General features: G+C 66.6%; 34 protein-coding genes. 23 read left to right on the top strand and 11 right to left on the bottom strand.

The features are described from left to right. The first annotated feature begins 4 nt into the window (after positions 1-4). Entirely contained in the window at positions 5-934 is a 930-nt protein-coding gene (locus tag JC881_RS01845; RefSeq protein WP_198784011.1) for a DMT family transporter, read from the top strand. 23 nt (positions 935-957) lie between these two features. On the opposite strand, the gene JC881_RS01840 is transcribed toward JC881_RS01845, so the two are convergent. The 6 genes from JC881_RS01840 to smpB all read right to left on the bottom strand — a co-directional run bounded on the left by JC881_RS01840 (position 958) and on the right by smpB (position 5,296). Then, positions 958-2,382: a hypothetical protein gene (locus tag JC881_RS01840; RefSeq protein WP_198784010.1), complete on the bottom strand. Its 1,425-nt coding sequence runs from the start codon at positions 2,380-2,382 to the stop codon at positions 958-960. An 86-nt stretch (positions 2,383-2,468) separates the two neighbouring features. Further along, positions 2,469-2,861, bottom strand: a complete 393-nt coding sequence (locus JC881_RS01835) for a COG4315 family predicted lipoprotein (protein WP_198784009.1) — start codon at positions 2,859-2,861, stop codon at positions 2,469-2,471. Between the two features lie 73 nt (positions 2,862-2,934). Next, positions 2,935-3,765 (bottom strand): anti-sigma factor family protein, encoded by an 831-nt coding sequence (locus JC881_RS01830; protein ID WP_198784008.1) that lies wholly within the window; start codon positions 3,763-3,765, stop codon positions 2,935-2,937. A 16-nt stretch (positions 3,766-3,781) separates the two neighbouring features. Beyond that, entirely contained in the window at positions 3,782-4,297 is a 516-nt protein-coding gene (locus tag JC881_RS01825) for a sigma-70 family RNA polymerase sigma factor (RefSeq protein WP_198784007.1), read from the bottom strand. 27 nt (positions 4,298-4,324) lie between these two features. After that, a complete protein-coding gene (locus JC881_RS01820) occupies positions 4,325-4,714 on the bottom strand; it encodes a COG4315 family predicted lipoprotein (protein WP_198784006.1) in 390 nt (129 codons plus the stop codon). Between the two features lie 105 nt (positions 4,715-4,819). Continuing rightward, positions 4,820-5,296: an SsrA-binding protein SmpB gene (gene smpB / locus JC881_RS01815; RefSeq protein WP_198784005.1), complete on the bottom strand. Its 477-nt coding sequence runs from the start codon at positions 5,294-5,296 to the stop codon at positions 4,820-4,822. A gap of 62 nt (positions 5,297-5,358) precedes the next feature. Between smpB and JC881_RS01810 the strand changes: the two genes are divergently transcribed. After that, positions 5,359-5,805 carry a type II toxin-antitoxin system RatA family toxin gene (locus JC881_RS01810; RefSeq protein WP_198784004.1) on the top strand — a complete coding sequence of 149 codons (447 nt, stop codon included), beginning with the start codon at positions 5,359-5,361 and terminating at the stop codon, positions 5,803-5,805. Continuing rightward, positions 5,805-6,140, top strand: a complete 336-nt coding sequence (locus JC881_RS01805) for an RnfH family protein (protein WP_198784003.1) — start codon at positions 5,805-5,807, stop codon at positions 6,138-6,140. The genes JC881_RS01810 and JC881_RS01805 overlap by 1 nt, the downstream gene beginning before the upstream one ends. A gap of 16 nt (positions 6,141-6,156) precedes the next feature. Here JC881_RS01805 and JC881_RS01800 read toward each other — a convergent pair whose 3' ends face one another. After that, positions 6,157-6,687, bottom strand: a complete 531-nt coding sequence (locus JC881_RS01800) for a DUF4124 domain-containing protein (RefSeq protein ID WP_198784002.1) — start codon at positions 6,685-6,687, stop codon at positions 6,157-6,159. 129 nt (positions 6,688-6,816) lie between these two features. Between JC881_RS01800 and guaB the strand changes: the two genes are divergently transcribed. The 6 genes from guaB to JC881_RS01770 all read left to right on the top strand — a co-directional run bounded on the left by guaB (position 6,817) and on the right by JC881_RS01770 (position 12,352). Further along, the gene (gene guaB, locus JC881_RS01795) at positions 6,817-8,286 is read left to right on the top strand and encodes an IMP dehydrogenase (protein WP_198784001.1); all 1,470 of its coding nucleotides are present in this window, start codon (positions 6,817-6,819) and stop codon (positions 8,284-8,286) included. Between the two features lie 165 nt (positions 8,287-8,451). Then, complete coding sequence (locus JC881_RS01790) at positions 8,452-8,700, top strand: type II toxin-antitoxin system Phd/YefM family antitoxin (RefSeq protein ID WP_093432414.1); 249 nt, start codon at positions 8,452-8,454, stop codon at positions 8,698-8,700. Positions 8,701-8,711: 11 nt separating this feature from the next. Next, entirely contained in the window at positions 8,712-9,131 is a 420-nt protein-coding gene (locus JC881_RS01785) for a type II toxin-antitoxin system VapC family toxin (RefSeq protein ID WP_198784867.1), read from the top strand. 11 nt (positions 9,132-9,142) lie between these two features. Continuing rightward, positions 9,143-10,759, top strand: coding sequence for a glutamine-hydrolyzing GMP synthase (gene guaA / locus JC881_RS01780; protein WP_198784000.1), 1,617 nt, complete (start codon positions 9,143-9,145; stop codon positions 10,757-10,759). 127 nt (positions 10,760-10,886) lie between these two features. Beyond that, positions 10,887-11,510, top strand: a complete 624-nt coding sequence (locus JC881_RS01775; RefSeq protein WP_198783999.1) for a type IV toxin-antitoxin system AbiEi family antitoxin domain-containing protein — start codon at positions 10,887-10,889, stop codon at positions 11,508-11,510. Beyond that, positions 11,507-12,352: a nucleotidyl transferase AbiEii/AbiGii toxin family protein gene (locus tag JC881_RS01770; protein WP_198783998.1), complete on the top strand. Its 846-nt coding sequence runs from the start codon at positions 11,507-11,509 to the stop codon at positions 12,350-12,352. The genes JC881_RS01775 and JC881_RS01770 overlap by 4 nt, the downstream gene beginning before the upstream one ends. A gap of 51 nt (positions 12,353-12,403) precedes the next feature. On the opposite strand, the gene JC881_RS01765 is transcribed toward JC881_RS01770, so the two are convergent. Then, positions 12,404-13,441, bottom strand: a complete 1,038-nt coding sequence (locus tag JC881_RS01765; protein ID WP_198783997.1) for an MBL fold metallo-hydrolase — start codon at positions 13,439-13,441, stop codon at positions 12,404-12,406. 64 nt (positions 13,442-13,505) lie between these two features. After that, entirely contained in the window at positions 13,506-14,114 is a 609-nt protein-coding gene (locus JC881_RS01760; RefSeq protein WP_198783996.1) for a TetR/AcrR family transcriptional regulator, read from the bottom strand. A gap of 302 nt (positions 14,115-14,416) precedes the next feature. Here JC881_RS01760 and JC881_RS01755 point away from each other — a divergent pair, with 302 nt between their 5' ends. From JC881_RS01755 to JC881_RS01740, 4 genes are all read left to right on the top strand, one after another. Continuing rightward, complete coding sequence (locus tag JC881_RS01755; RefSeq protein WP_198783995.1) at positions 14,417-14,701, top strand: hypothetical protein; 285 nt, start codon at positions 14,417-14,419, stop codon at positions 14,699-14,701. 77 nt (positions 14,702-14,778) lie between these two features. Further along, positions 14,779-15,384, top strand: a complete 606-nt coding sequence (locus JC881_RS01750) for a 2'-5' RNA ligase family protein (RefSeq protein WP_198783994.1) — start codon at positions 14,779-14,781, stop codon at positions 15,382-15,384. Continuing rightward, a complete protein-coding gene (locus JC881_RS01745) occupies positions 15,381-15,920 on the top strand; it encodes an endonuclease V (RefSeq protein WP_198783993.1) in 540 nt (179 codons plus the stop codon). The genes JC881_RS01750 and JC881_RS01745 overlap by 4 nt, the downstream gene beginning before the upstream one ends. Before the next feature lie 99 nt (positions 15,921-16,019). After that, entirely contained in the window at positions 16,020-16,520 is a 501-nt protein-coding gene (locus JC881_RS01740) for a hypothetical protein (RefSeq protein ID WP_198783992.1), read from the top strand. A 246-nt stretch (positions 16,521-16,766) separates the two neighbouring features. Here JC881_RS01740 and JC881_RS01735 read toward each other — a convergent pair whose 3' ends face one another. After that, on the bottom strand, positions 16,767-17,681 hold the full coding sequence (locus tag JC881_RS01735) for a LysR family transcriptional regulator (protein ID WP_198783991.1): 915 nt from the start codon (positions 17,679-17,681) through the stop codon (positions 16,767-16,769). Positions 17,682-17,819: 138 nt separating this feature from the next. Between JC881_RS01735 and JC881_RS01730 the strand changes: the two genes are divergently transcribed. Genes JC881_RS01730 through JC881_RS01705 form a run of 6 tightly spaced genes read left to right on the top strand, consistent with a single transcriptional unit; the run spans position 17,820 to position 22,258 of the window. Beyond that, entirely contained in the window at positions 17,820-18,818 is a 999-nt protein-coding gene (locus JC881_RS01730; RefSeq protein ID WP_198783990.1) for a 2Fe-2S iron-sulfur cluster-binding protein, read from the top strand. A 29-nt stretch (positions 18,819-18,847) separates the two neighbouring features. Beyond that, positions 18,848-20,107, top strand: coding sequence for an aromatic ring-hydroxylating dioxygenase subunit alpha (locus tag JC881_RS01725; protein WP_198783989.1), 1,260 nt, complete (start codon positions 18,848-18,850; stop codon positions 20,105-20,107). Further along, positions 20,104-20,589 (top strand): aromatic-ring-hydroxylating dioxygenase subunit beta, encoded by a 486-nt coding sequence (locus JC881_RS01720; protein WP_198783988.1) that lies wholly within the window; start codon positions 20,104-20,106, stop codon positions 20,587-20,589. Before JC881_RS01725 ends, JC881_RS01720 begins: the two co-directional genes overlap by 4 nt. A gap of 3 nt (positions 20,590-20,592) precedes the next feature. Next, the gene (locus JC881_RS01715; protein WP_198783987.1) at positions 20,593-20,961 is read left to right on the top strand and encodes a chorismate mutase; all 369 of its coding nucleotides are present in this window, start codon (positions 20,593-20,595) and stop codon (positions 20,959-20,961) included. Next, positions 20,958-21,917, top strand: a complete 960-nt coding sequence (locus JC881_RS01710; protein ID WP_198783986.1) for a Bug family tripartite tricarboxylate transporter substrate binding protein — start codon at positions 20,958-20,960, stop codon at positions 21,915-21,917. The genes JC881_RS01715 and JC881_RS01710 overlap by 4 nt, the downstream gene beginning before the upstream one ends. A 20-nt stretch (positions 21,918-21,937) precedes the next feature. Then, the gene (locus tag JC881_RS01705) at positions 21,938-22,258 is read left to right on the top strand and encodes a non-heme iron oxygenase ferredoxin subunit (RefSeq protein WP_198783985.1); all 321 of its coding nucleotides are present in this window, start codon (positions 21,938-21,940) and stop codon (positions 22,256-22,258) included. Positions 22,259-22,276: 18 nt separating this feature from the next. Here JC881_RS01705 and JC881_RS01700 read toward each other — a convergent pair whose 3' ends face one another. Next, positions 22,277-23,263, bottom strand: coding sequence for a LysR family transcriptional regulator (locus JC881_RS01700; RefSeq protein WP_198783984.1), 987 nt, complete (start codon positions 23,261-23,263; stop codon positions 22,277-22,279). A 101-nt stretch (positions 23,264-23,364) separates the two neighbouring features. On the opposite strand from JC881_RS01700, the gene JC881_RS01695 reads away from it, so the two are divergent. From JC881_RS01695 to JC881_RS01680, 4 genes are all read left to right on the top strand, one after another. Next, positions 23,365-24,594, top strand: coding sequence for a pyridoxal phosphate-dependent aminotransferase (locus JC881_RS01695; RefSeq protein WP_198783983.1), 1,230 nt, complete (start codon positions 23,365-23,367; stop codon positions 24,592-24,594). Then, positions 24,591-25,577 (top strand): Bug family tripartite tricarboxylate transporter substrate binding protein, encoded by a 987-nt coding sequence (locus tag JC881_RS01690; RefSeq protein WP_198783982.1) that lies wholly within the window; start codon positions 24,591-24,593, stop codon positions 25,575-25,577. The genes JC881_RS01695 and JC881_RS01690 overlap by 4 nt, the downstream gene beginning before the upstream one ends. Before the next feature lie 14 nt (positions 25,578-25,591). After that, positions 25,592-26,290 (top strand): RraA family protein, encoded by a 699-nt coding sequence (locus JC881_RS01685; RefSeq protein WP_198783981.1) that lies wholly within the window; start codon positions 25,592-25,594, stop codon positions 26,288-26,290. Between the two features lie 104 nt (positions 26,291-26,394). After that, positions 26,395-26,889: a RidA family protein gene (locus tag JC881_RS01680; RefSeq protein ID WP_198783980.1), complete on the top strand. Its 495-nt coding sequence runs from the start codon at positions 26,395-26,397 to the stop codon at positions 26,887-26,889. Positions 26,890-26,892 lie beyond the last annotated feature (3 nt).

The raw sequence follows: 26,892 nt of genomic DNA, 5'->3' as shown, positions 1-26,892 counted from the left end.
TTCCATGCGCCTGACGCACGGCGGGGCTGTGTGGCTGATGGTCGTCGTGACCCTGATGTGGGGCACGGCGGGCGTCGTCACACGGCATCTCACGCAGGCGCACAGTTTCGAGATCACCTTCTGGCGCAGCCTCTTCACGACGCTGGCGCTGCTGGTGATCTTGCCGCTTTGGCGGGGGCGCGCCGTGTTCTCGCAGCTGCGCAGCGGCGGGCGCGAACTCTGGATCTCGGGTGTCTGCTGGGCCGTGATGTTCACGGCCTTCATGGTGGCGCTCACGATGGCCTCGACGGCGAGCGTGCTGGTCACGATGTCGCTCGGGCCCTTGCTCACCGCGCTGGCCGCGCGCGTCTTCATCGGGCATCGGCTGCCTGCGCGCACGTGGGCGGCGATCGTGGTGGCCGGTGTCGGCATCGGCTGGATGTACGGCACGCAATTGATGCAGGGCGCTTCAGGCGGTGTGGGCGGCTCGCTGCTCGGGACGCTCGTTGCGTTGTGCGTGCCGATCGCCGGCGCCACCAACTGGACCGTCGTGCAGCATGCGCATGCCAAGGGGCATGACATCGACCTGGTGCCCGCGGTGCTGATCGGCGCCGTGCTCACCGCTTTGTTCACCTTGCCCTTCGCCTTGCCGTTCCAGGCGAGCGCACACGACCTGGGTTTGCTGGCCTTCCTGGGGGTGTTCCAGCTCGCGATTCCGTGCGTGCTGTCGGTGCTGTGCGCGCAGGTGCTGAAGGCGCCCGAGGTCGCGTTGCTGGCCCTGCTCGAAGTGATCTTCGGCATCGCGCTGGCCTGGATCGGCGCGGGCGAGGAGCCCGCCGCGAGCGTGCTGACCGGCGGTGCGCTGGTCATCGGCGCGCTGGTGTTCAACGAGCTGCTGGCGCTGCGCGGGCGCCGCACGACGGCGGCCGACAACGCGCTGCCGGGCGCGCACTAGGCGCCCACCAGGCGCCCAAAGAACTACTCGGGCATCGCAGCGTCCGTCACGCCCATGCGGGTGAGGCGGGCTTCCAGCACGGCGCGATTGAAGCGCTTCGCGAAGTCGTCGCTCATGCGCCAGGCGCCGTTGTCCGGCACGAAGGTGAAGTCGCCGGTCAGCGGCAGCGATTGCGCGCGGCCGAGGGTGCCCAGCACGCGGTCGTTGTATTCGACGACCAGCGGGCAGACCCGGCTCACGCCGTCTTCATGCACGCGACAGGAGCCGGTGGGCTCGAGGCCGGTGATCTCCGGGACAGCGGCCGCGAGGCCCGCGCCGGAACGCCGACGCTGGCGTTCAAGCATCGCCGCGGCAGCCGAGTTCGACGGCAGGGCGGTCACGCCGTCTCGGAAGGCCTTCTCCGCCGCCACGCGCCCGATGGGCTCGGCGTTGTAGAGCGGCTTGCCTTTCGCATCCAGATTGCCGAAGCGGGCCTCCACCATGACCGGGTCGGCACCGCGCACCGTCATCTGGCCGTTGTCAGCGGGGACCGGGCCGATCGTGTACGCGATCGATTTGGTCCCGTCTTCCAGGATCATTGTCGCCATGCAGCCGCGGGTGCGCTCGTCCTTTCGGTAGCCGACTTCTCGCAACCCGCTGACGGTCGGAGTGGTGAGATCGGATCTCTCGCGCGAGTCCGGCGTCTGCATGCGGGCATCGATCGACAGGCGGCGCATCTGGCTCTGCAGCATCTTGCGCGCGGCGTCGCCGTTGCAGGCCGGCACGCTGTCCGGCACGACGAGATCCCAAGCCCACCCGCCAGTGATGCACAGCGCGAGCAGCCAGAAGGTCCAGGTGCCCCAGCGGCGCTTGCCTTGCGCGCGGGCCTGCCATGCGCCGGTCGACTTTTCATCGGCTGCGATCTCCTGCTGCGCCTCGGCCACGATGCGGGCTCGGTCTGCCGCCATGGCAAAGGCGGGCTCGGCCGCGACTTCGGCGCGCGTGGCCTCGAACAGTTCTTTCTCCAGCGGTCCGTCGATCACCATCCAGGCCAGCGTGGCGCTCGGTGCGGCGGGGACGCTGCCGACCAGCGGCGTTTCCTCCAGGGCCATGTCCCGCGTCTCGGCATCGACGAGGCCGTCGTTGAAGAGCGCGTTCACCGCCTCGTGCGTGATGCCGCGGTCGCCGAGTTCCACGAAATCCTCGGCGTCGTAGGCGATGTCCGCTGCATCGTCGGCGGTGGCGACGGGCGGCGAGGCCTCCTCGAGCCGTTCGACGGCGGCGTCGATTTCTTCCTGGGTGACCAGGCCCTTCACGCACATCCAGGCCAGTGCGTGCGCGGGGCCGGGAATCGGCGGGAGCGCGGCGGTCTCGGGATGGGCGAGCACCGCGTCGTGCTGCGCGTCGGTGATCAGGCCGTGGGAGAGAAGGGCGAGGAACGCGTCCGGATTCGCAGCTGCAGGATTCATGCGGCGATTCTGCCGTGGCGCGTGCACCAAGAAAAAAGGCCCCGGCGTGTGCCGGAGCCTTTGCGATCAGGTGATCACCGTGCCGTTCAGGGGCGCGCGATCTTCCAGTTGCCGCCCACGCCGTCGCCGGTCTTGTCGCCCGGCTTGGCATCCTTGGCCCAGTAGTACAGCGGCCAGCCCTTGTAGGCCCATTGGCGCTTGCCGTCTTCGCGAATGATGATGGTGTAGCCGCCGATGGGCTTGGCGGTTTCGGCCACGGGGAGCGGCGGCCAGTTGGCGGCGCACTGGGCGTTGCAGCCGGAGGTGCCGGCGCCGGACGTGTCCTTGGTGAAGGTGTAGAGCGTCATGCCGTTCGGTCCGACCAGCACGCCGTCGGCGGTGCGGGTGGGCGTGTCGGGCGCGCTGGCGGTCTTGTTGGACATGCCGCCGCAGCCGGCGAGCAGGGCCGCCGCGAGGATCGAGGCGCTGAGCAATTTCATGCAGTTTCTCCTTCAGTTGAAAAATCGCGACAACAAGGCAGGTGGTTGCGCGACCCGGCAGTTTATGCCGGGCTCACGACAAATCGCGGTAGGCAAGGGTCGCGAGTTTCAGCAAAACATCACGCGGGAGCTTGCCGGCTACGGCATAGCCGAAGCCCTGGTCGACCCAGTAGAAGCTCGGCACCGGACCGTCGGAGGTGAACCGGAAGGCGGTTTCGCGCGCGGCCGCCGAATCCGGTGCCCGGGCGTCGAGGGTGCCGATGTAGAGCGTGACGCGCTCGCCCGCGGTGTCTTCGAACATGAACTGGGCGCGTGCGCCGGTTTCCCCGGGCAGCAGGCGGCCGCCGACGAGCGTGTAGCCCAGGGTGCTCAGGTCGGGCACCTTGAGCGGCCTGTCCAGGCGCTTGGAGAGCCACTGCACGAGGTGCTGCTGCTCGGAGGCGGCCACCTCGACCGGGTGCCTTTTCTCGGGCGCGTAGACGACGTGGGCGATCGATGCGTCGTGCACGAACTCGCGCATCGCGGGCGCCTTGGCCAGTTGGGTCGATGGGGTGCGCGACGCCGACCATTGCGCATTGCCGAGCCAGCCCGCCGCAAAGGCGACGAGCACGCCGGCCGCGATGCCGCCCCAGCGCATCCAGCTGCTGCGCTGCGCCTGCCGCGGCAGATGGCGCTCGAGCGCGCTCATCAGCGGCGCCGGAATGGGTTCGTCCAGCAACTCGCCGTGCAGGCGGCGCAGGGCATCGCGCTGCGTGTGCCAGGCCGCGACCTTCGCGGCCATGGCAGGGTCGCGCGCCAGGGCCTCTTCGATGGCGCACTGGCGATCCGGGGCGAGCTGGCCATCGACCAGCGCGTGCAGTTCGTCGTCGGTGACGTCGGTGGAGGGCGGGGCGGGGCGGTTCATGGTGCGGCGGCGGGTTTCACTTGAGGCGGCGCAGGCCGGGGCGGTTCGGGGCGGCGGCGCCGTCCAGCAGTTCCTGCAGCCGCACGCGGGCGCGCGAGAGGCGCGACATCACGGTGCCGGCGGGAATGCCCAGCACCTTCGCCACCTCGGCATAGGACAGGTCTTCGAGCGTCACCAGCAGCAGCACGGCGCGCTGTTCCTCGGGCAGTTGCATGAGGCAGCGCTGGAGGTCGAGGCTCGCGCCCTGGTCGCGGCCCGGATCGATGCCGCCGTGCAATTCGTGCGTGGTCTCGTCCAGCGACACCACGCTGTGCGGCGGCGGCGTGCGCCGCACCTGGCTCGCGAAGATGTTGTGCATGACCGTGAAGAGCCATGCGCGCAGGTCGCTCCCCACCACCCAGAGGCGCCACTTGCTGCAGGCCCGCTCGAGGGTGTCCTGCACCAGGTCGTCGGCCGCCCACGTGTTGCCCGTGAGCGCGCGCGCATAGCGGCGCAGGCTCGGGATGTGGTCGACCAGCAGGCGGGCGTCCATGGGCGGGCCGGGAGCGCGTGTTCCGGGTCAGGGCTTGGCGGTCTTCCAGTTGCCGCCCACGCCATCGCCGGTCTTGTCGCCCGGCTTGGTGTCCTTCACCCAGTAGTAGAGCGGCCAGCCCTTGGCGGCCCATTGCTTCTTGCCGTCGTCGCGCGTGACGATGGTGAAGTCACCACTCGGCTTGTCGCTGTCGGCGGCCATGAAGGGCGGCCAGTTGGTGGCGCAGCCGCCGTTGCAGACCGACTTGCCGTTGCCGGCCGTGTCTTTCTCGAAGGTGTAGAGCGTCATGCCGGTCGCACCGACCAGCGCGCCATCGGCGGGCTTGGGCTGGGCGAACGCGGGGAGGGCGAGCAGGCTGCCGAGCAGGGCGGCTGCAATGCCGGCGGAGGAAATTCGAAACACGCGAAGGGGCGACATGGAAAGACTCCTGGGTTGGGTGGCATCGGCAATCCGATGACACCGCACAAACGCCCGCAGAGCGCGTTTTATTCCATGCCGCGCAAAAAAGAATGAAAAGAATGCCTAGCGGCTGCGGCTCTTCATCGCGCGTTCGACCTCGCGCTTGCCTTCGCGGTCCTTGATGGTGTCGCGCTTGTCGTGCTCGGCCTTGCCCTTGGCCAGCGCGATGTCGCATTTGACCTTGCCCGCCTTCCAGTGCAGATTGAGCGGCACCAGCGTGTAGCCCTTTTGCTCGACCTTGCCGACCAGCCGGCGTATTTCTTCCTTGTGCAGCAGCAGCTTCTTGGTGCGGATGGAATCGGGGTTGACGTGCGTCGAGGCGCTCTTGAGCGGGTTGATCTGCAGGCCCACGACGTAGAGTTCGCCGTCGCGGATGACCACGTAGCCGTCGGTCAGCTGCACCTTGCCTTCGCGCAGCGATTTGACTTCCCAGCCTTCGAGCACCATGCCGGCCTCGAAGCGTTCTTCGAAGAAATAGTTGTACGCGGCCTTCTTGTTGTCGGCGATGCGGGAGGAGTTATCTTGTTTCTTTGTGGCCATGGCTCGGGAAGATGGGGACGCATGGCTTCAATACAATCCGTCGCGCACGCTGCACCGATTCTATGAAAACAGTCAACAAGTCCGTCCTCATCTGGTACAGCGCCCAAGAGATGTACGCGCTCGTCACCGATGTGGTGAAGTATCCGCAGTTCCTTCCGTGGTGCGACAAGGCCCGGATCATCGAGGAGGACGAAGCCGGCATGACCGCCGAAGTCGGCCTCGCCTTCGCCGGCCTGCGCCAGAGCTTCACCACCCGCAACACCCACATTCCTGGCCGGGAAGTGCAACTCAAACTGGTCGATGGCCCGTTCTCCAACCTCGACGGCAACTGGAAGTTCGTGCCCGTGGGGGAAGCGGGCGAACGCGCCTGCCGCGTCGAACTGCACATGAGCTACGGCTTCAGCAACTTCGCCTTGCAGGCGCTCGTCGGCCCGGTGTTCGACACCATTGCATCGAGCTTGGTCGAGGCCTTCGTCAAGCGCGCCGAGCAGGTCTACGGCAGCCCCTGATGATCCAGGTCACGCTGAGCTGCTCGCCCGCGGCGCGCGAGGTGTTCGAGCAGGTCCTGCAACTGGAAGATGGCATCGTCTTGAGCGACGCGGTGAAAGCGAGCGGGTTGTCGCTGCGCTTTCCCGATCTCGATTGGCGGCATGCGATGACGCCGGGCATCTGGGGCAGGGCGGTCGAGTGGAGTCAGGCCCTGAAAGACGGCGATCGCATCGAGCTGTGCCGCCCGCTCACGGTGGACCCGAAGGTCGCGCGCCGCGAACGATTCAAGCGCCAGGGCGCGGGGAGTGCCGGCCTTTTCGCGAACCGCCGCAAGGGCGGCAAGGCCGGCTACTGAGGCTGCCGGCGTCGGCTTATTTGCAGTCGCTGTCGATGACCGACTGAACGCGCTTCTGCTCTGCGGCGCGTGCGCCGTCGTCCATGATCTCGCGCTCGCCCTTGGCATTCACCTTCGCGATGCGGATGCCGCTGTCCAGCGTGGACTTGCCTTCGCGGGCGCGGGCGCAGTTGTCGGCCTTGGCCTTGGCGACCTTCGCCTCTTCGGCGGCGCGCTTGGCCTTTTCTTCGGCCTCGGCCTTCTTGGTCTTCTCTTCGAGTTCCTTGTCGACGCCGCTCGGCTTGGGCGCCGCGGCGCTTTCGCGCGGCTTGGCCGCAGCGGCTTCGGTGCCCTCGGCCGCCGGCGCATCCGGCGCGGCGATGCCGGCAGCGGGCCGCGGCGGCGGCGTGCCCGAGCGGCGCAGGATGTTCTTCTCGGGAACATCGGGCGGCGGCGCCTGGTCGCTGAAGACCTTCTTGCCGTCCTTGTCGATCCATTGCCATTGCGCGCTCGCAGAGAGCGGCAGCGCCACGACACATCCCACCAGCAGCCAGTGCATGAATTTCATGCCCGAAGTTTAGCCGTGCCTTACTTCTTGCAACATCCTGGGTGGGGTGCTTTTGCAACGGTTGTGAAAAGCCCGGGCCGGCGAACGGTGCGGGAGCCTCGTTACAATCCGTCTTTTGGAGCTTCACCCATGCGCCTTCTCGGCAAAGCGCTCACCTTCGACGACGTGTTGTTGGTGCCAGCGTTCTCCCAGGTCCTGCCCAAGGACACCTCCCTCGCCACCAAACTCTCCCGCAACATCACGCTGAACCTGCCGCTCGTCTCGGCGGCCATGGACACCGTGACGGAAGCCCGCCTCGCGATCGCCATCGCGCAGGAGGGCGGCATCGGGATCGTTCACAAGAACCTCACCGCGCAACAGCAGGCCGCCGAAGTGGCCCGCGTGAAGCGCTACGAATCGGGCGTGCTGCGCGACCCGGTGGTGATCACGCCGACGCACTCGGTGCGCCAGGTGATGGCGCTGTCCGACCAGCTCGGCATTTCCGGCTTCCCGGTGGTCGACGGCGGCAAGGTCGTCGGCATCGTGACGGGGCGCGACCTGCGCTTCGAGACCCGCTACGACGTGCCCGTCAGCGAAATCATGACGCAGCGCGACAAGCTCATCACCGTGCCCGACGGCACCACGCTGGCCGATGCCAAGGCGCTGCTGAACAAGTACAAGCTCGAGCGCCTCCTGGTCATCAACAACGACTGGGAGCTCAAGGGCCTCATCACCGTCAAGGACATCACCAAGCAGACCAGCTTCCCCAACGCCGCACGCGACGCGAGCGGGCGCCTGCGCGTGGGCGCGGCGGTCGGCGTGGGCGACGGCACCGAGGAGCGCGTCGAGGCGCTGGTGAAGGCCGGCGTCGATGCCATCGTGGTCGACACCGCACACGGCCACAGCGCCGGCGTGATCGAGCGCGTGCGTTGGGTCAAGCGCAACTATCCGCAGGTCGACGTCATCGGCGGCAACATCGCCACCGGCGACGCCGCGCGCGCGCTGGCCGATGTCGGCGCCGACGCGGTCAAGGTCGGCATCGGCCCGGGCTCCATCTGCACCACCCGCATCGTGGCCGGCGTGGGCGTGCCCCAGATCATGGCGGTCGACAGCGTCGCCACCGCGCTGCAGGGCACGGGCATTCCGCTGATCTCCGACGGCGGCGTGCGCTACTCGGGCGACATCGCCAAGGCCATCGCCGCAGGCGCCAGCACCGTGATGATGGGCAGCATGTTCGCCGGCACCGAAGAGGCCCCCGGCGAGATCGTGCTGTACCAGGGCCGCAGCTACAAGAGCTACCGCGGCATGGGCTCCATCGGCGCGATGCAGCAGGGCAGCGCCGACCGGTACTTCCAGGAATCGACCACCGGCAATCCCAACACCGACAAGCTCGTGCCTGAGGGCATCGAAGGCCGCGTGCCCTACAAGGGCTCGATCGTTTCCATCGTCTACCAGATGGCCGGCGGCGTGCGCGCCAGCATGGGCTACTGCGGCTGCGCGACCATCGAGGACATGAAGAACAAGGCCGAGTTCGTCGAGATCACCACGGCCGGCATCCGCGAGAGCCACGTGCACGATGTGCAGATCACCAAGGAAGCGCCCAACTATCGGGCTGAGTAATGTGGCCCCCACGCGCCCCCACTGCGTGTGGGGCGCTGCCCCCCGAGGGGGCACAGGCCGCCTTGGGGCGGCCCGGCGCCGGCCTGAAGCCCAATCTGGCCAGACCTTGAAAGTCAGGCCAGACTCGGTTTAGAATTTGGGCCAGATTCAATTTTTCTGGCCCAAATGCAATCCATCGGCATCGCTGAAGCCAAGAACAACTTCTCCGCCCTGATCGACCTGGTCGAAAAGGGCGAGGAGGTTCGCATCACCCGCCACGGCAAGGAAGTCGTGCGCATGCTGCCGGTGCGGCGCAAGCCGGTCATCACCGACGAGCAGATCGCACGCGAACTCGGCCAGATCGACGCGCTGCACGCCACCATCCAGCCCGGTCTTTCCCTTCGCGCATTGCTCGACGAAGGGCGCCGATCGTGACAGCCTTCGTCATGGACGCCTCCGTCACCGCCGCCTGGCTCCTGCCCGACCAGGCCAGCGAACACACCCGCAAGCTCTACGCAGCCATCCGCCGCGATGAGGTCGAGCCGCAGGCGCCCAACGCCTGGCAATGGGAGTGCGCCAACATCCTCGCGAACGGCGTGCGCAGCGGCCGCATCCCGACCGCCGCGGTCGAGGGGCTCTGGAGCGTGCTCGACGCCATCCGCCACCGCGTCGAGCTGCACGAGCTCGCACCCGCCCAGCACAAGGCCGTGCTCGCGGTCGCCATCGACGCCGGCATCTCGACCTACGACGCGGGCTACCTGTGGCTCGCCAAGTCGCTCAATCTCCCGCTCGCCACCTTCGACGAGCACCTCATCCAGGCAGCGCCCAAGGCGGGCGTGAAGCTGTTCGACATTTCAACGCTCTGAGTCCTCTCGCCATGCAACACGACAAGATCCTCATCCTCGACTTCGGCTCGCAAGTCACGCAGCTCATCGCACGCCGCGTGCGCGAGGCCCATGTGCTGAGCGAAGTGCACCCCTGCGACGTCACCGACGAATGGGTGCGCGAGTACGCGGCCGACGGCCACCTGAAGGGCGTGATCCTTTCCGGCAGCCACGCGAGCGTGTACGAAGAAACCACCGACAAGGCCCCGCAGGCCGTGTTCGACCTGGGCGTGCCCGTGCTGGGCATCTGCTACGGCATGCAGACCATGGCGCACCAACTGGGCGGCAAGGTCGAAGGCGGCCACAAGCGCGAGTTCGGCTTCGCGGCCGTGCGCGCGCATGGCCACACCGCGCTCCTGAAGGACATCTCGGACTTCACCACGCCTGAAGGCCACGGCATGCTCAACGTGTGGATGAGCCACGGCGACAAGGTCACCGAGCTGCCCCCGGGCTTCAAGCTCATGGCCAGCACCGACAGCTGCCCCATCGCCGGCATGGCCGACGAGGCGCGCCGTTACTACGGCCTGCAGTTCCACCCCGAAGTCACGCACACCGTGCAGGGCAAGGCGATCATCGAGCGCTTCGTGCTCGGCATCTGCGAGGCCAAGCCCGACTGGGTCATGCGCGACCACATCGCCGAAGCCGTCCAGAAGATCCGCGAGCAGGTGGGCGATGAAGAGGTCATCCTCGGCCTCTCGGGCGGCGTCGATTCGAGCGTGGCCGCCGCGCTCATCCACCGCGCCATCGGCGACCAGCTGACCTGCGTGTTCGTCGACCACGGCCTCTTGCGCCTGAACGAAGGCGACATGGTCATGGAGATGTTCGAGGGCAAGCTGCATGCGAAGGTGATTCGCGTCGATGCCAGCGACCTGTTCCTCGGCAAGCTCGCGGGTGTGAGCGAGCCCGAAGCCAAGCGCAAGATCATCGGCGGCGAATTCGTCACCGTGTTCAAGCAGGAAGCCGCAAAGTTGAAGGCCGGCGACGGCGGCCACAAGGGCGCCACGTTCCTCGCGCAAGGCACGATCTACCCCGACGTCATCGAGTCGGGCGGTGCCAAGAGCAAGAAGGCCGTCACCATCAAGAGCCACCACAACGTCGGCGGCCTGCCCGAGCAACTGGGCCTCAAGCTGCTGGAGCCGCTGCGCGACTTGTTCAAGGACGAAGTGCGCGAACTCGGCGTCGCGCTCGGCCTGCCGCCCGAGATGGTCTACCGCCATCCGTTCCCCGGCCCGGGCCTGGGCGTGCGCATCCTGGGTGAAGTGAAGAAGGAATATGCCGACCTGCTGCGCCGCGCCGACGCGATCTTCATCGAGGAACTGCGCAACTTCAAGGACGAGAGCGGCAAGACCTGGTACGACCTCACCAGCCAGGCTTTCACCGTGTTCCTGCCCGTCAAGAGCGTGGGCGTGATGGGCGACGGCCGCACCTACGACTACGTCGTCGCGCTGCGCGCCGTGCAGACCAGCGATTTCATGACCGCCGACTGGGCGGAGCTGCCGTACGCGCTGCTCAAGAAGGTGTCGGGCCGCATCATCAATGAAGTGCGCGGCATCAACCGCGTGACCTACGACGTGTCGAGCAAGCCGCCAGCGACGATCGAGTGGGAGTGATCCGGAGCTTAGCCTCTGCGAGATGAGGCGATAGGATGCGGCTTCGACGCGTATCGATCAGCGCGTACAGAGTCTGTTGCAATAGTGATGAGGTTTTTCACCTTTTCATTTATATTGCAACATCACCATGAAGGCGCCACCCACTCAAATCACGACCCAGGAGCAGGCTGTTCTTGCCCTTGCCAAGTCACGCCCCCTGCTGCGCGCCCGCGATGTCGCCGATCAACAACTGCCGACGGTGATACTGAGTCGACTGGTTGCCGCAGGCCGGCTGGAGCGAGTGGCCCGAGGCATTTACTGCCTGCCGGGGCGCTCGTCGAGCGAGCACAGGTCGCTTGCGGAAGTGTCATTGCGGGTCGGCCGAGGCGTCGTCTGCCTGCTTTCTGCACTGCGGGTGCACGAGATCGGAACCCAAGCGCCGTTTGAAGTGTGGCTGGCCATTCCGCCGAACATGCCCAGCCCGCGCCTTGATCAACCCGCATTGCGCATCGTGCGGATGTCTGGCGCGGCCTTGGCCGAGGGCATTCGGCAGGTGCAGATCGACGGTGTCGAAGTGCCTGTGTTCGATGCCGAAAAAACGGTGGCCGATTGCTTCAAGTTTCGCAACAAGATCGGCCTTGACGTAGCCCTCGAGGCGCTGCAGGACGGTTGGCGCCAGAACAAGCTGTCCATGGACAAGCTCTGGCACTACGCAACCATCGACCGTGTCGCGAACATCATGCGCCCCTACATGGAAAGTCTCACGGCATGAGCCGCAACGTGGCGGCGTCGATTCGCGCGCGACTGAAGCAGAAGGCCGATGCCACCCGGCAAGACTTCAACCTGACCCTGACGCACTACGGTCTGGAGCGGCTTCTCTATCGCCTGTCGCTCTCGCGGCACGCGAACAGCTTTCTGCTGAAGGGCGCCTTGCTCTTCTCGCTCTGGTACGAAGTGCCGCATCGCGCGACGCGGGACATGGACCTTCTTGGATTCGGACCCGACGACGTCGATTCCGTGGTCGCGGCCTTTCGCGATATCGCGGAAATCCAGGTGGAGGACGGCATGGCGTTCGAACTCTCCACCATCAAGGGCACGGAGATCCGCAAGGAGGCGGGCTATAGCGGCGTCAGGGTGGATCTGCGAGCAGCGTTCGACGGTGCGCGCATTTCGCTTCAGATCGACGTGGGCTTCGGCGATGTCGTGACACCGGCGCCAGTGTCGGTGAGCTACCCGGTCCTGCTGAGTGACCTGCCGGCGCCGACGTTGCGTGCCTATCCGAAGTACACGGTGGTGGCCGAGAAATTCCATGCACTGTGCGTGCTCGGCATGACCAACAGCCGGATGAAGGATTACTTTGACCTGTGGATCCTTCTTCGAGAAGACGAACTCGACGGCGCGGAATTGCGACGGGCGATCGGGGCCACTTTTGCCAGAAGGAAAACGCCCTTGCCAACGTCTTTGCCCATCGGATTGGGAAGCTCCTTCGCGGAAGACGCAGGCAAGCAAAAACAGTGGACCGCTTTCCTGAAGAAAAACCAGTTGGCGCCGTTGCCGCTCCAAGAGATCGTCCACTTCCTGGGCGATCGACTGCATCGAACGGATACCTTGTAGAGGCATCGTGTGCCCGAGCAAGCCGCTCGCGGCGATCGAGTGGGAGCAGGCTCAGTCCTTGCCGCGCACCCACCAGGCACCACCCGCCTGCGGCGCCTCGAGCGCCACGCGCTCGCCCATCACCGGCGTCGCAAGCTTCACATCGCGCGCCTTCGCCAGCGCCTGAATCCGTTCGAAGGGCTCGTCCCAAGGATGCAGCGCGAGGTCGAACGTCCCGTTGTGCACCGGCAGCAGCCAGCGGCCGCGCAGGTCGAGGTGGGCCTGCAGCGTCTCTTCGGGCTGCATGTGGACGTCGGCCCATTGCTTGTCGTACGCGCCGGTCTCGATCATCGTCATGTCGAAGGGACCGTAGCGATCGCCGATGGTCTTGAAGTCCGCGTGGTAGCCGGTGTCGCCGCTGAAGAAAAGCCGCAGCCCATCCGCTTCGATCACCCACGACGCCCACAGCGTGCGGTCTTCGTCGAGCAGGCTGCGCCCCGAGAAATGCTGCGCAGGCACTGCGGCCAGGCGCACGCCGCCGACGGTCGTCTCACCCCACCAGTCGAGCTGCCGCACGCGCGCCGCGTCGACGCCCCACGCGATCAGCCGCTCGCCCACGCCCAGCGGCGTGATGAACACCTCGACCTTCGGTGCGAGCCGCGCGATGGCATGGCGGTCCAGGTGATCGAAGTGGTCGTGCGAGAGGATCACACCCTTGATCGGCGGCAGGTCGTCGATGTCGATCGGCGGCGCGTGAAAGCGCTTCGGGCCGGCCCATTGCACCGGTGATGCGCGCTCCGAGAAGACCGGGTCCGTGAGCCAGAACTCGCCGCGCAACTTGAGCAGCAAGGTCGAATGGCCCAGCCGGTAAAGACTGCCGTCCGGCGCATCGAGCAGCGCCGCGGCCGTCAGCGGCTGCACCGGAATCGGCACGTTCGGCACGGTCGCGTCGCTCTTGCCGGTGAGGAACTGCCAGCCGATCGCGACAGTCTTCAGGAACCCCAGCGGCACGCGCGGCACGACGTTGCGGTAGAGGCCGTCGCGCTGTTGCGGCGACTGGGGATTGGCCGCGAGACGCGGGCTGCAGGCACACAGGGAGAAGGTGGACATGGCGATGACTCCGATCGTGAAGATGTGAAAGAAGGTGCGAGGCGTGCGCTTCATCCGAAGAAGCTCACGCGCGAGGCGCGGCCGCCGACGGGCTGCCGCACACCAGGCGCACCGCGGTGCGGATGCCGGCCTGGTACTCGGCCGGCGTGCGGGCGTAGTGCTTCAAGCCGTGCGAGGCCGCATACAGGTGCTGCGCGAGCGACTTGGCCGTGAGGCCCGCGGCGCGCCACGGAACGGCGGGCTCGCTCGACCGGATGGCCCGTGCCAGTTCCTTCGGAACGGCCTGGTCGAACTCCTCCAGCACCGGGCCGACGAGTTCGCGCGCGGTCGCGACGATCTCGTTCATGTGTTCCAGCGACATCTGCGAGCCGTCGTTCTGCGCATGCAGCGCCGCGAAGGCGCCGACCAGCCGCTCCTCGATCGGCAGGTCCTTGCGCGCCAGCGCGGCGCGCATGGCCGCGAGGCCCTGCTGCGCGAACCAGGTGACGGCCTCCTTGAAGAGCTCGTCCTTCGACGAAAAGTGCAGGTAGAGGCCTTGGCGGGAGATGCCCGCGGCGCGCGCGAGATCGTCCATCGACGTCTTCCGGAAGCCGTAGCGCAGGAAGACGCCGATCGCCGATTCCATGATGGCCACGCGGCGCTCTGGGGCGGCGGCTGGTGCGGCGGCGGCCATCAGCGGAGGGCTCCGGCGGAATGAGGAGGGCGGATATTCATGATGCTGTTTCGATGGGGACCGGCGCGAACACTGGATGCCGGTCTTTGAGGGCGAAGAACCGTACTTTACAAGTTTGATCTACTTTGTCAAGTTGGTCGTGTTGATGCCGTCGTAACCGGAGCCGCCGGAGGCGAACGACTGGGCGCTGTAATGGCCCGTAATTGTTTTCCGGCAGGTGCGTCCCTACAGTGCTTTCTCCTCGACGACCCGCAGGTCGATTCAAGGATTCACACCACGACCCCACACCCATGGAGAACGACATGACCAGCGTAACCGTCAACATCGTCGGCGGAGCCGACAAGGAAAACACGACCGCCGTGACCATCGGCACGGTCCGGTGGGGTCACAACGGCACCGCGCCGCTGGGCACGGCGCAGAACGTGCCCGAAGGGATATGGGACCTGACCGTCTTCAAGACCACCATCCCCACGCATCTGTCCATCAAGGTGGAGGTGTACGGCAACGTCGCGCTGGTCAACATCACCGTGAACCAGGACAACATTTCGGTGAACCTGGGCGCTGCGGCCACGCGCCTCGAAGCCTAGAAGTTCGCGCGCGATGCGCGGCGGGGAGCTCGCCGACAGCCTCGTGAAGAGGGAGAACCATGCGCGATGATCGACGCATGTCAGAACAGCTTCTTCTCCCCGGAATCGATCCCCCGCCGCGGCCTCTGCCGCGACCCCGAACCAAGGCGCGCCGCAAGGAGCCGCTGCCGCACACGCTCTTCTTCGCGATCTTTCCGAACGCCGAAGACGCCGCATCGCTCGCGGCGCTCGGTGCGCAGTTCGATGACCGCCATGCGCTCAAGGGCACGCTGACCGAGGCGCAGCGCCTGCATGTCACGCTGCACGATCTCGGCGGCTACGACACGGTGCCGCGCAAGAAGGTGCAGGCCGCGCTCGAGGCTGCTGCCGCCGTCGCGCCACCGGCGTTCGACGTCGTCTTCGACCACGCCATGACCTACGCGAACAGCAAGGCCTTCGTGCTGTGCGGCGACGAGGGCACCGATGCGCTCGCCGACTTCCGGCAGCACCTGGGCGAAGCGCTGGCCGACGCGGGCCTCAAGCCCGAGCGCAGCTTCACGCCCCACATGACGCTCGCCTACACGCGCCGCAAGATCGAGAAGCACGCGATCGATCCGGTGCGCTGGACCGCGGGCTCCTTCGCGCTCATCGACAGCCACGTCGGCGAGGGCGTGCACGAGGTGCTCGGGCAGTGGCCTGCATGAGCGAGCCGTTGATCGTGTGCCTGGACGTCGACTACCGCGCCGAAACCGCGGTGGCCGCGGGCCTCTGGTTTCGCGGATGGACGGCGGCCCACGAAGAGACGCAGGCCATCGCGGGCTTTCGCGAGGTGGCCGCGTACGAGCCCGGCGCGTTCTATCGCCGCGAGCTGCCCTGCCTGCTCGGTGTGCTGCGCGAGGGGCCGCTGGCGGACATCGTCATCGTCGATGGTTACGTCTCGCTGGAGCCGGGCCACCCGGGTCTCGGCGCGCATCTGCACGACGCGCTCGATCGCCAGGTGCCCGTGGTCGGCGTCGCCAAGACCGCCTACCGCAGCGCGAGCGATGTGCTCGAGGTGCTGCGCGGCCAGAGCGCATCGCCGCTCTTCGTGACGGCCATCGGCATCGACCTCGCCACCGCGGCGGCCGAAGTGAAGCGCATGCACGGCGAGCACCGCGTGCCGGCCTTGTTACGCGCGGTCGACCAGCTCGCGCGCCGCTCGGCAATGCCCGACCGCACCGGAATCGTTCTCAAGCTCTGAATTTCGATGTGAATGACGCCGGCAACCTCATCGCTTTTCCTGAAAATTCCTCGGTGCCCCGGATAAATTCCATCAAGGATTACATAAGAGGACATGACCATGGAAAACTGGAATGAATTGCTGATCAAAGCCCAGCCATTGATTGATTTTCTCCAGCGCCGGGATTATTTTGATCGCGCATATTCGGGTGATAGAAACGAAAGCCTGGTAATTGCCGATGCATCTCTGGGAATCGAATATGCAGCGGACGATTCGTTCGACAAATTCGACGAATGGCAAACCGTCAGCGATTCACCTTCTGTTTTTCCGGACGATTTCGAATGGGAGCGATGGATCGACTACAACCTGCAAAAAAACAATTACTTCGATCTGAGCGAGAAAAATTTCCACGGCACCGATTCAAAATGGACCGATGAAGGCGCGTGCCTGCTCGTGGAACTCATGCACAGGGACATGCGAATTTTGCTGCATTGCTATGCAAACGATCATTTCCCGGAGATCTGGAAAAAAATACGGGACGTCTATTTTCTTGATGGATTCCCGTGTGGCTGGGATGGAAGGATTTCTTCCGGCAAATTGGTTGTTTTCTCCAACGAGTGAAAGATATTTGTTTGGATGGATGGGCGGGGAATTGCCGGGAATTTAATCCGATGAATTTGACTGAATTGGCAGGCTGCACGCGACCTCCCAACTCATCCTCCAACCACAACCTCTGGCGCAAAGGCGTTGGCGGCGCCTCCGCGATGACGCGCGTGAGACCCGAGGAGGGCGTGAGCAAGGCCTTTTTCGGTAAGCCGCTACGGACCGCGCGCGCTACTGCCGCCTGACAGGCCCGAACGACCGTCGTCAGTCCTTGTCCGCAAAGCTGTCGAACAGCACCCCTCGCAGCCACTGATTCCCCGGATCGCGGTGCACCTTCGCGTGCCAGAACAGGTTGATCGCGATCTGCGGCAGCGCCACCGGATGCGGGCGCCACACGAGGCCGAAGGGCTCGGCGATGCTCTCTGCGAGCCGCTCGGGCACGGTCGCGATCATGCCGCTCGAGCGCAGGATGTGGCCGATGGCCACGAAGTGCGGCACCTTCAGGCGAATGCGCCGGTGGATGCCTTGCGCGGCCATCACGTCGTCGGCCTTGCCGTGGCCCGTGCCGGCGGCCTGCACCAGCACGTGGTCGGCGGCGCTGAAGTCCTTGAGCGACACGCTGCGCTTGCGCGCGAGCGGATGCGTGCTTGAGAAGAGGCACACGTAGCGCTGCAGAAAAAGCCGGCGCTGGAACACGCCCGCCTTCAGCTGCGGCAGCAAGCCGATGGCGATGTCCACATGCCCGGCCTCCAGCTCGTCGCGCAGGTTGGTCGCTGTGTTGTTGCGCAGCGTGCTGATCGTCACGCCCGGCGCGGCGACCGAGAGCGCCTCCATCAGGCGGGGGGTGAAGTAGATCTCGCCGATGTCGGTCATCGCGAGCGTGAAGCTGCGGGTGCTCGTGGCCGGCTCGAACACCACCTGCTGGTTGAGCGCGGTGTGCAGCGCACCCATCGCGTAGGCGACCGGCTCGGCCAGCTGCAGCGCGAAGGGCGTGGGCTCCATGCCGCGCGCGGTGCGCAGGAACAGCTCGTCGCCCAGGAGCTTGCGCAACCGGGCCAGCGCGTTGCTGATGGCGGGCTGCGAGAGCCCGAGCGATTCGGCCACGGCCGAGACGCGCTTCTCGGCCAGCATGCGGTCGAACACCAGCAGCAGGTTGAGGTCGATGTCCTTCAGGTGCATGTCAGACCTTTATTCATATCCGTGATGGGGTCGATTCACGAGATTCTATTGGTCAATCTGCGACGGCCGCGCATCATCCGCTCCCAGAGACAAGCCGGCCCACGATGCCGGCGCCGGACAAAAACCGAGAGCCCCACGATGGACCTGCACATCCACCCCCTTGCCCGCACCCTCCAGGTCCGCCCCGGCGCGAACCTGCTGGAAGTGCTGCGCGAGCACCATGTGCCGGTGTCGTACAGCTGCATGTCCGGGCGCTGCGGCACCTGTCGCTGCAAGGTGGTGTCGGGCCAGGTGCTGGACGGCGGGCAGGACGCCATCCGCCCGGACGGCCCCGACGGGCAGGGCGAGCGCTACGTGCTGGCCTGCCAGAGCACGCTCACCGAAAGCTGCGCCATCGAGATTCCCGAGCCCGACGAGGTGGTGGTGCATCCGGCGCGCATCCTGAAGGCGACCGTCACGGGCATCGACGTGCTCACGCACGACATCCGGCGCCTGCGGCTCAAGCCGAACAAGCCACTGGCGTTTTCGCCGGGACAGTACGCGCAACTGCAGTTCGCGCCCGATCTCGCGCGGCCCTATTCGATGGCCGGCCTCAGCCGCGACGCAGAGCTCGAATTCCATGTGCGCCGCGTGCCGGGCGGGCGCGTGACGGCGCACATCTTCGAGCAGCTGCGCATCGGCGATGCGGTGCGCGTGAGCGGGCCGCTCGGCACGGCCTACCTGCGAATGAAGCACCGCGGGCCGATGCTCTGCGCCGCGGGCGGCACCGGGCTCGCGCCGATTCTTTCGATCGTGCGCGGGGCGATTGCGGGCGGGCTGATGCAGCCGATCCATCTGTACCTGGGCGTGCGCTCCGATGCGGACGTGTACGGGCTCGACGAACTGCGCGAGTTGCAGGCCCGGCACCCGGGCCTGAAGGTGCATGTGGTGGTCGTCACCGGCACCGCGCGCGAGGGGCAGCGCCTGGGCCTCATCACCGATGCCATCCGCGCCGACTGGCCCGGCAGCCTCGACGGCTGGCGCGCTTATCTCTGCGGCTCGCCGCCGATGGTCGAAGCCGCGGCGCAACTTGTGCGCGCGCGCGGCCTTGCGCCCGAACAGACCCATGCTGATGCCTTCTACCTGCAAGGCACCTGAAGAACGCTGAAGAAAAAAGGAGACCCGCGATGACCACGCCACCTGTGTTCCCCATCGAGCTGCATTGGGAGAGCGACAAGACCAGCCGCATCCCTTTCATGGCCTACACCGACGAGGCGCTGCACAAGAAAGAGCTGCAGCGCTTCTTCTACGAGAAGCACTGGTGCTACGTCGGCCTGGAGGCCGAGATTCCGAACCCGGGCGACTTCAAGCGCACGGCGATTGGCGAGCGCTCGGTCGTGATGTCGCGCGACGAGGAAGGCGCGATTCACGTCTTCGAGAACGTCTGCGCGCACCGCGGCATGCAGTTCTGCCGCGAGCGCCATGGCAACAGGAAGGAATTCGTCTGCCCCTACCACCAGTGGAACTACACGCTCAAGGGCGACCTGCAGGGCGTGCCGTTCCGCCGCGGCGTGAAGCAGGACGGCAAGGTCCACGGCGGCATGCCCGCGGACTTCAAGACCGAGGACCACGGCCTGAACAAGCTCAAGGTGGCCTCGCGCGGCGGCGTGGTGTTCGCGTCGTTCGACCATGAGGTCGAGTCGTTCGAGGAATTCCTCGGGCCCGACATCCTTCACTACTTCGATCGCCTCTTCGACGGGCGCAAGCTCACCATCCTCGGCTACAGCCGCCAGCGCATTCCGGGCAACTGGAAGCTCATGCAGGAGAACATCAAGGACCCGTACCACCCAGGTCTCCTGCACACCTGGTTCGTGACCTTCGGGCTCTGGCGCGCCGACAACAAGTCGGAGTTGAAGATGGACGCGCGCAGCCGCCATGCCGCGATGATTTCCACGCGCGGCAACGCGGGCAAGGCCGCGCAGGTGACACAGGTGTCCAGCTTCAAGGAGAGCATGCAGCTGAAGGATCCGCGCTTTCTCGATATCGTGCCCGAGCCCTGGTGGGGCGGGCCGACGGCGGTGATGATGACGCTGTTCCCGAGCCTGATTCTTCAGCAGCAGGTCAACAGCGTGTCCACGCGGCACATCCAGCCGGTCGGGCACGACGCCTTCGATTTCGTGTGGACGCATTTCGGCTTCGAGGACGACACCGGGGAGATGACGCAGCGCCGCCTGCGCCAGGCCAACCTGTTCGGCCCGGCCGGCTTCGTCTCGGCCGACGACGGCGAGGTGATCGAGTTCTCGCAGCAGGGCTTCGAGCAGAAGCCCTATCACCGCACGCTGGCGGAGTTGGGCGGGCGCGAGGTCGAGAACACCGACCACATGGTGACCGAGACGCTGATCCGCGGCATGTACCGCTACTGGCGCGAAGTGATGGAGGCGGCATGACGAAGAAGCTCGACGCCGACGCCTACCTCGAACTGGCCGGCCTCTATGCGGCCTATGCGCATGCGGTCGATTCGGGCCAATGGGATTTGTGGCCCGCGTTCTTCATCGAGCAATGCAGCTATCGCCTGCAGCCGCGCGAGAACCACGAGCGCAACCTGCCGCTGGCGACGCTCTCGTTCGAGAGCCGGGGCATGCTCGAAGACCGCGTGTACGGCATCCAGGAGACGCTGTTCCATGACCCGTATTACCAGCGGCATGTGGTCGGCCTGCCGGTGGTGCACAAGGTCGATGACGACGGCGCGATCCACAGCGAAGCCAACTATGCGGTGTTTCGCACGAAGCTCGACGGCCCCTCGACCGTGTTCAACGTCGGCCGCTACATCGACAAGGTCGTGCCCACGCCCGAAGGCCTGAAGTTCGCCTCGCGCCTGTGCGTGTTCGACAGCGAAATGATCCCGAACTCCATCATCTACCCCCTCTGAGCCATGCAAGAAAAAGAACCCGAGACACACGGCGCGCCGCTGCGCCGCTTCACCGATCCGGCCTACCGGCCGCTGTGCAACAACCTCGCCGAGGTGCGCGAGAACATCGACCGCCTCGACCGCCAGATCGTCGCGCTGCTGGCCGAGCGCGGCCGCTATGTGAAGGACGCGGCGCGCTTCAAGCGCGATGCCTTCCAGGTGTCGGCGCCGCAGCGCCAGCAGGAGGTGATCGACAAGGTGCGGGCGCTGGCCGAGAAGGAGGGTGCGTATCCCGAGGTGGTCGAGGCGTCGTACCGCGCGCTGATTGCGGGCTTCATCGCACGCGAACAACGGGACCATCAGGGCATGGTCGATGTGGAGGCGAAGCCATGAAGCGCGCCGTTGTTTTCACCATCGTGGCCGTGGTCGCCGCTGCCCACGCGCAGGACTGGCCGCAGCGCCCGGTGCGCATCGTCGTGCCGTTCGCGGCCGGCTCGTCGCCCGACATCCTCGCGCGCATCGTCAACGACAAGCTCGCGGCGCGCATCGGCCAGCCGCTCATCGTCGACAACAAGCCCGGCGCGGGCGGCAACACCGGCACCGACCAGGCGAGCAAGTCGCAGCCCGATGGCTACACCTTTTTGCTCTCGGTGAATGCGCCGCTGGTCTACAACACGGTGCTCTACAAGAACCTGCCGTACGACCCGTTCAAGGACCTCGTGCCGGTGTCGCTCGCGGCGACCACGCCCAACGTGTGCGCGGTCTCCAATGCGATGAACGTCGATTCGGTCAAGGGCTGGCTCGCGGCGATGAAGCAGAACCCGGGCAAGTTCAACTTCGCCTCGACGGGCAACGGCTCGATCTCGCACCTGGGCGTGGAGCTCATCAAGCTCAGGACCAATTCGTTCGCGGTGCACATTCCGTATGCGTCGTCGGGGCAGGCGGTGACCGCGATCATCCAGGGCGATGTGCAGTACGCGTGCCTGCCGCCCGTCACCGTGATGCCGCAGGCCAAGGCCGGCCGGTTGAAGGCGCTGGCCGTGACGTCGGCCGAACGCTCGGCCCTCTTGCCCGAGCTGCCCACGCTGCGCGAATCGGGCCTGCCCGACATCCAGGCCGTGCCGTGGTTCGCGTACATGGCGCCCAAGGGCACGCCCAATGACGTGGTGCAGCGCATGAGCCGCGAGATCGCCGTGGTGCTGAAGGACCCCGAGACGGTCAAGCGCCTGCAGACCGCGTACTTCGATCCCGTGGGCAGCACGCCCGAAGCACTGGCCAAGTTCATGGGCGAGGAGCTGGTGCGCTGGAAGCCTGTGATCCAGCGCGCCGGCCTCAAGCCCGACAACTGACAAGCGAAGGAAAAAAACACATGAGCACGATGACATGGATCGACGCCGCGGCGGTCGACGACGTTCCCGCCGACGACGTGGTGGGCATCGAGGTGCAGGGCCGCGACATCGCGCTCTACGGCACCGGGGACGGCATCCACGCGACCGACAACATCTGCACGCACGGCCATGCGCGGCTGTGCGACGGGTTTCTCGAAGGGCACGAGATCGAGTGCCCGCTGCACCAGGGGCGCTTCGATGTGCGCACGGGCAAGGCGATGTGCGCGCCGCTCACCGAAGACCTGCGCAGCTATCCGGTGAAGATCGAGGGCGGGCGGGTGTTCCTGGCGTTCGAGGCCTAGGCACCCCGCACGGCAGCCCTATCTGCGTGTCTTTCTGACGGCCTTCTTCGTGACCCGCCGCGGCACGCGCGATCGTTGGGGCGAGCGTGCCGGCGCCACGTCGTGCTGGCTGGCCCGCAAGGTGAAGTCGCAGGTCTTGACGGCCAGCTCGACGATGCGCGCCAGCGCGGGGCTCGCGTTGTCGCGCCGGTAGACGGCGCTGTAGACCAGCGGCGGCGGCATGGGATCGCTCTTCACGACGCGCAGCAGCCCGCTTCGGATGTCGGGCCGCACATAGTCGAGCGCCTGCTGGCTCAGGCCGAAGCCGCTGATCGTCAGTTCGCGCAGGACCGTGGTGCTGTTCGTCAGCATGACCTTGCCGAAGCGAAAGCCGTGCTCCGCGCGCCAGGCTTCGTAGAACCGGTTCTTCGAGGCGCCCGCGGGCTGCTCGATCACCGGGTAGTCGGCAAACTCGTGCGGCTTGAGCGCGCGGGCGGGAATCTGCAGGCGCGGGCTCGCGATCCAGACCTGCTCGACCTGCGTGACCTTGACCGATTCGAAGGCCTGGCCCCAGAAGGTGCCGGGCATGATGGCCAGGTCGAGCTTGCTGGCTTCCAGGCGCTCGAAGAGCGTGAGCCCCGCGTCCACCACGGGCTCGATCGTCACCTGGGGGTGGAGCTTCTGCAGCAGCTGGATCAGGCGCGTGAGCCAGGTCATCGCGATGAGCTCGGTCACGCCGACGCGGAAGGTGCCGCGCAGCGTCTTGTCGACGCTGATGTCGTGCGCGATGCGCTGCCAGAGGCGCTGGGCCTCTTCCGCGAGCGGCAGCAATTCGCGGCCGACCTGGGTCAGCTCCAGGCCGTGCGAGGTGCGGTGCAGAAGAGGTCCGCCCAGCGACTCTTCCAGTTCCGCCAGGCGCTTGGAAATTGCCGATTGCGTGGTGTGCAGCTTCACGGCCGCGGCACTGAAGCTCTGGAGCCTGACGCTGAAGAGAAAGGCCTCCAGCTGCTTGAAGGTGAAGTTCATCCGGCGGAATGTACGCCCCTGACCACGCACGAAAAAAAGGAATGGCCCGTCCAGCGGATTTCTCGTTTGTCCCGCGGCAAACGGACTTCGATACTGCGTGCATGCTTCACATCGCACCACGCCTGAACCGAATCAAACCGTCCCCCAGCTCCATGGCGGGCCAGAGGGCGCGCGAACTGCGCGCGACCGGCCGGGACATCCTCAGCCTCACGGCCGGCGAGCCCGACTTCGAGACGCCCGCACACATCAAGGAAGCGGCCATCCGTGCCATGGCGGCCGGCCAGACCCGCTACACCGACGTGGGCGGCACGCCGGCGCTGAAGGAGGCCATCGCCGGCAAGTTCCTCGGCGAGAACGGGCTGGCCTATGCATCCAATGAAATCATCGTCGGCACCGGTGCCAAGCAGGTGATCTTCAACGCGCTCATGTGCACGGTCGCGGCCGGCGACGAGGTGATCGTGCCGGCGCCGTACTGGGTGTCCTACCCGGACATCGCGCTGCTGGCCGGCGGCGTTCCGGTCTGCGTCGATTGCCCGGCGGCCATGGGCTTCAAGCTGCAGCCGGCGGACCTCGACCGCGCCATCACCGGCAGGACGCGTTGGCTGATGCTGAACTCGCCGAACAACCCGAGCGGCGCGACCTACACGCGGGCGGAGTTGGCGGCACTGGCCGAGGTGCTGCGCCGGCATCCGCATGTCTGGATCCTCACCGACGACATCTACGAGCACCTCATCTATGGCGACGCCGAATTCGCCACCATGGCCCAGGTGGCCCCCGATCTCAAGGACCGCACGCTGACGGTGAACGGCGTGTCCAAGGCCTACGCGATGACCGGTTGGCGCATCGGCTACGGCGCGGGACCGTCGGCGCTCATCAAGGCGATGGTCAAGCTGCAGTCACAGAGCACCTCGGGGCCCAACTCGATCGCGCAGGCGGCGGCCGTCGCGGCGCTCACGGGCCCGCAAGAGAGCATTGCGGCGAACCGGCGCGAATACGCGCAGCGGCGCGACACGGTGGTGGCGGCGCTCAATGCCATCGACGGCATCGAGTGCGCGGTGCCCGATGGGGCGTTCTACGTCTTCGCTTCGTGCAGCGCGCTGTTCGGTCTTCGCACGCCGCAGGGCGTTGCGATCCAGACCTGCGACGACTGGGTGATGCACCTGCTCGATGCGCAGAACCTCGCGGCACTGCAGGGCAGCGCCTACGGCGTGCCCACGCATTTCCGCCTCTCGTTTGCCGCAAGCACCGAGCAACTGCTGGAGGGTTGCCGCCGCGTTGCGCGTGGGCGCGACGAACTCTCGGGCCCCGTCATCCACCAGGAACCGCAATGAAACTCCGATCCCTTCTGAAACTGCTGCCGGCCCTTGCCGCGGGCACCGTCTGGCTGGGCGACGCCCGGGCGCAAGGCCCCGATGCCTTTCCATCGAAGCCCGTGAAGATCCTCGTGGGCTTCTCACCCGGCGGCTCCAACGACGTGGTCGCGCGCCTGATCGCGCCGAAGCTGGCCGAAGGGCTCGGGCAGCCGGTCCTGATCGAGAACCGCCCCGGCGCCGGCGGCAACATCGCGGCGTCGGCCATGCTCGCTGCGCCCGCGGACGGGCACACGCTGCTGATGTGCACCACAGGCACCTTGTCGATCCAGCCGCACATCCTGAAAAGCATGCCCTTCGATTCCGAGAAGGACATCGCACCGGTCACCCAGGTCGTCAATGCGCCCTACATGCTGCTGGTGAACACGACGCTGCCGGTCAAGAGCGTGAAGGAGCTCGTCGCCTACGCGAAGCAGAAGCCGGGCGAGATCAACTTCGCCTCTTCGGGCACGGGCACCGGTGGGCACCTCGCGGGCGAAATGCTAAGGAGCCGTGCCGGCATCGACATCGTTCACGTGGCCTACAAGGGCACCGGCCAGGCGATGACGGACCTCATCGCGGGCCAGGTCTCGATGATCTTCGACCAGCCCGTGAGCTCGATGCAGTACGCACGCGCCGGCAAGCTGCGCGCGCTGGCGGTGGCCAGCCCGCGCCGGCTGGCCGCCTTTCCCGACATCCCGACCGTGACGGAGGCCGGCGTGCCCGACTTCGAGCCAGTGACCTGGGCCGGCATCTGCGCGGCGAAGAACACGCCGCCGGCGGTGGTCGAGCGCATCCAGCGCGAAGTCGCCAAGGTGCTCGCGATGCCCGAGATCGCCAGGCGGCTGGCCGCCGACGGCCTGGAGCCGGTGGGAAGCACCCCCGAGCAGTTCCGCGCCTTCCTGGCCGCGGACAAGCGCAAGTGGGGCCGCGTGGTGAAGGACGCCGACGTGAAAGCCGAATGAGAAAGAGACAGACGATGAACCCCCAACCCGACATCGCTCGCGACATCGTTCGCGACTTCGAGCGCGTCTCCTCTGACCTGGTCCGGCAGGCCTCGGCCTTCCAGCCGGCCATCCTTGCCGACGTCGCGGGCCGCCGCGGTGCGCTGCACGGCCGCATAACGGCGCTGCGGCACCGGATGAAGCTGGCCGGCAGCGCGCTCACGGTCGAGGTGCGGCCGGGCGACAACCTGATGATCCACGCGGCCATCGCGCTGGCCAGGCCCGGCGACGTGCTGGTGATCGATGGCAAGGGGGACCGGAGCGCTGCGCTCATGGGCACGATCATGATGAACGCCTGCCGGCAGGTCGGCATCGCCGGCGTGGTGATCGACGGCGCGGTGCGCGACAGCGCCGAGATCGACGAGATGGACTTTCCGGTCTTCTCGGTCGGCACCAATCCCAACGGTCCGACGAAGCTGGCGTCGGGGCGGATCGGTCATCCGGTCTCGGTGGGCGGCGTGACCGTTCGCCCCGGCGATCTCGTCGTGGGCGATGCCGATGGCGTGGTGATCGTCGAGCGGGAGAAAGTGGAGGCGCTGCTTCAGGCCGCGGTGCAGAAAGTCGACGACGAAGCCGCGCGCATCGAGGCCATCAAGAACGGGAACACGGCCGCCAAGTGGCTGGACGCCGCGCTGCGCAACGCGGGTGTGCTCAAGGCCGGCGAGACGCTGTAGCGCCGGGCGGGCCGGCCATCTGTTCCGCCTCCGGTCCACGCGATCTGTATCTGTTTTCCCCGCACGCGGTTGGCGACAATGGCCCTCCGTTTCATGGAACACATATGACGACAGCGCAAAGCCGAGACCAGATTGCCGACCAGATTGCCGCCGAGCTCGGCCACAGCTTCGCGGGCGAGATGCTTGCGGGCGGGCACTACGTGCCCATCGTGCGCGACGGCCGCACGCTCTATACCAGCGGGCAGGTGCCGCGCGTGGGCACCACGGTGGTCGTGACCGGCCGCGTGGGCGATGCGGTGTCGCTGGAGAAGGCGCGCGAGGCCGCGCAGATCTGCGCGCTGCGCTGCCTCACGCTGCTGCGCCGCGAACTCGCCTCGCTCGATGGCGTAGAGAAGGTGCTGCGCGTGGGCGTCTTCATCCAGTGCACAGCCGATTTCACGCAGCAGAGCGAAGTGGCCGATGCGGCGTCCGATCTGCTGCACCGCGTCTTCGGCGATGCCGGCGTGCATGTGCGCACGGCGGTCGGTGTGTATCAGCTGCCGAAGAACGCGAGCGTCGAGCTGGAGATGACGGTCGCGGCCAAGGGCGAGAAGGCCTGAGCC

The sequence above is a fragment of the Variovorax sp. IB41 genome (genome assembly GCF_016405905.1).
In the GTDB taxonomy this organism is placed as follows: domain Bacteria; phylum Pseudomonadota; class Gammaproteobacteria; order Burkholderiales; family Burkholderiaceae_C; genus Variovorax.
The sequence above is the reverse complement of the archived record's forward strand: the minus strand, read 5'-3'. Positions and strand labels throughout refer to the sequence as shown.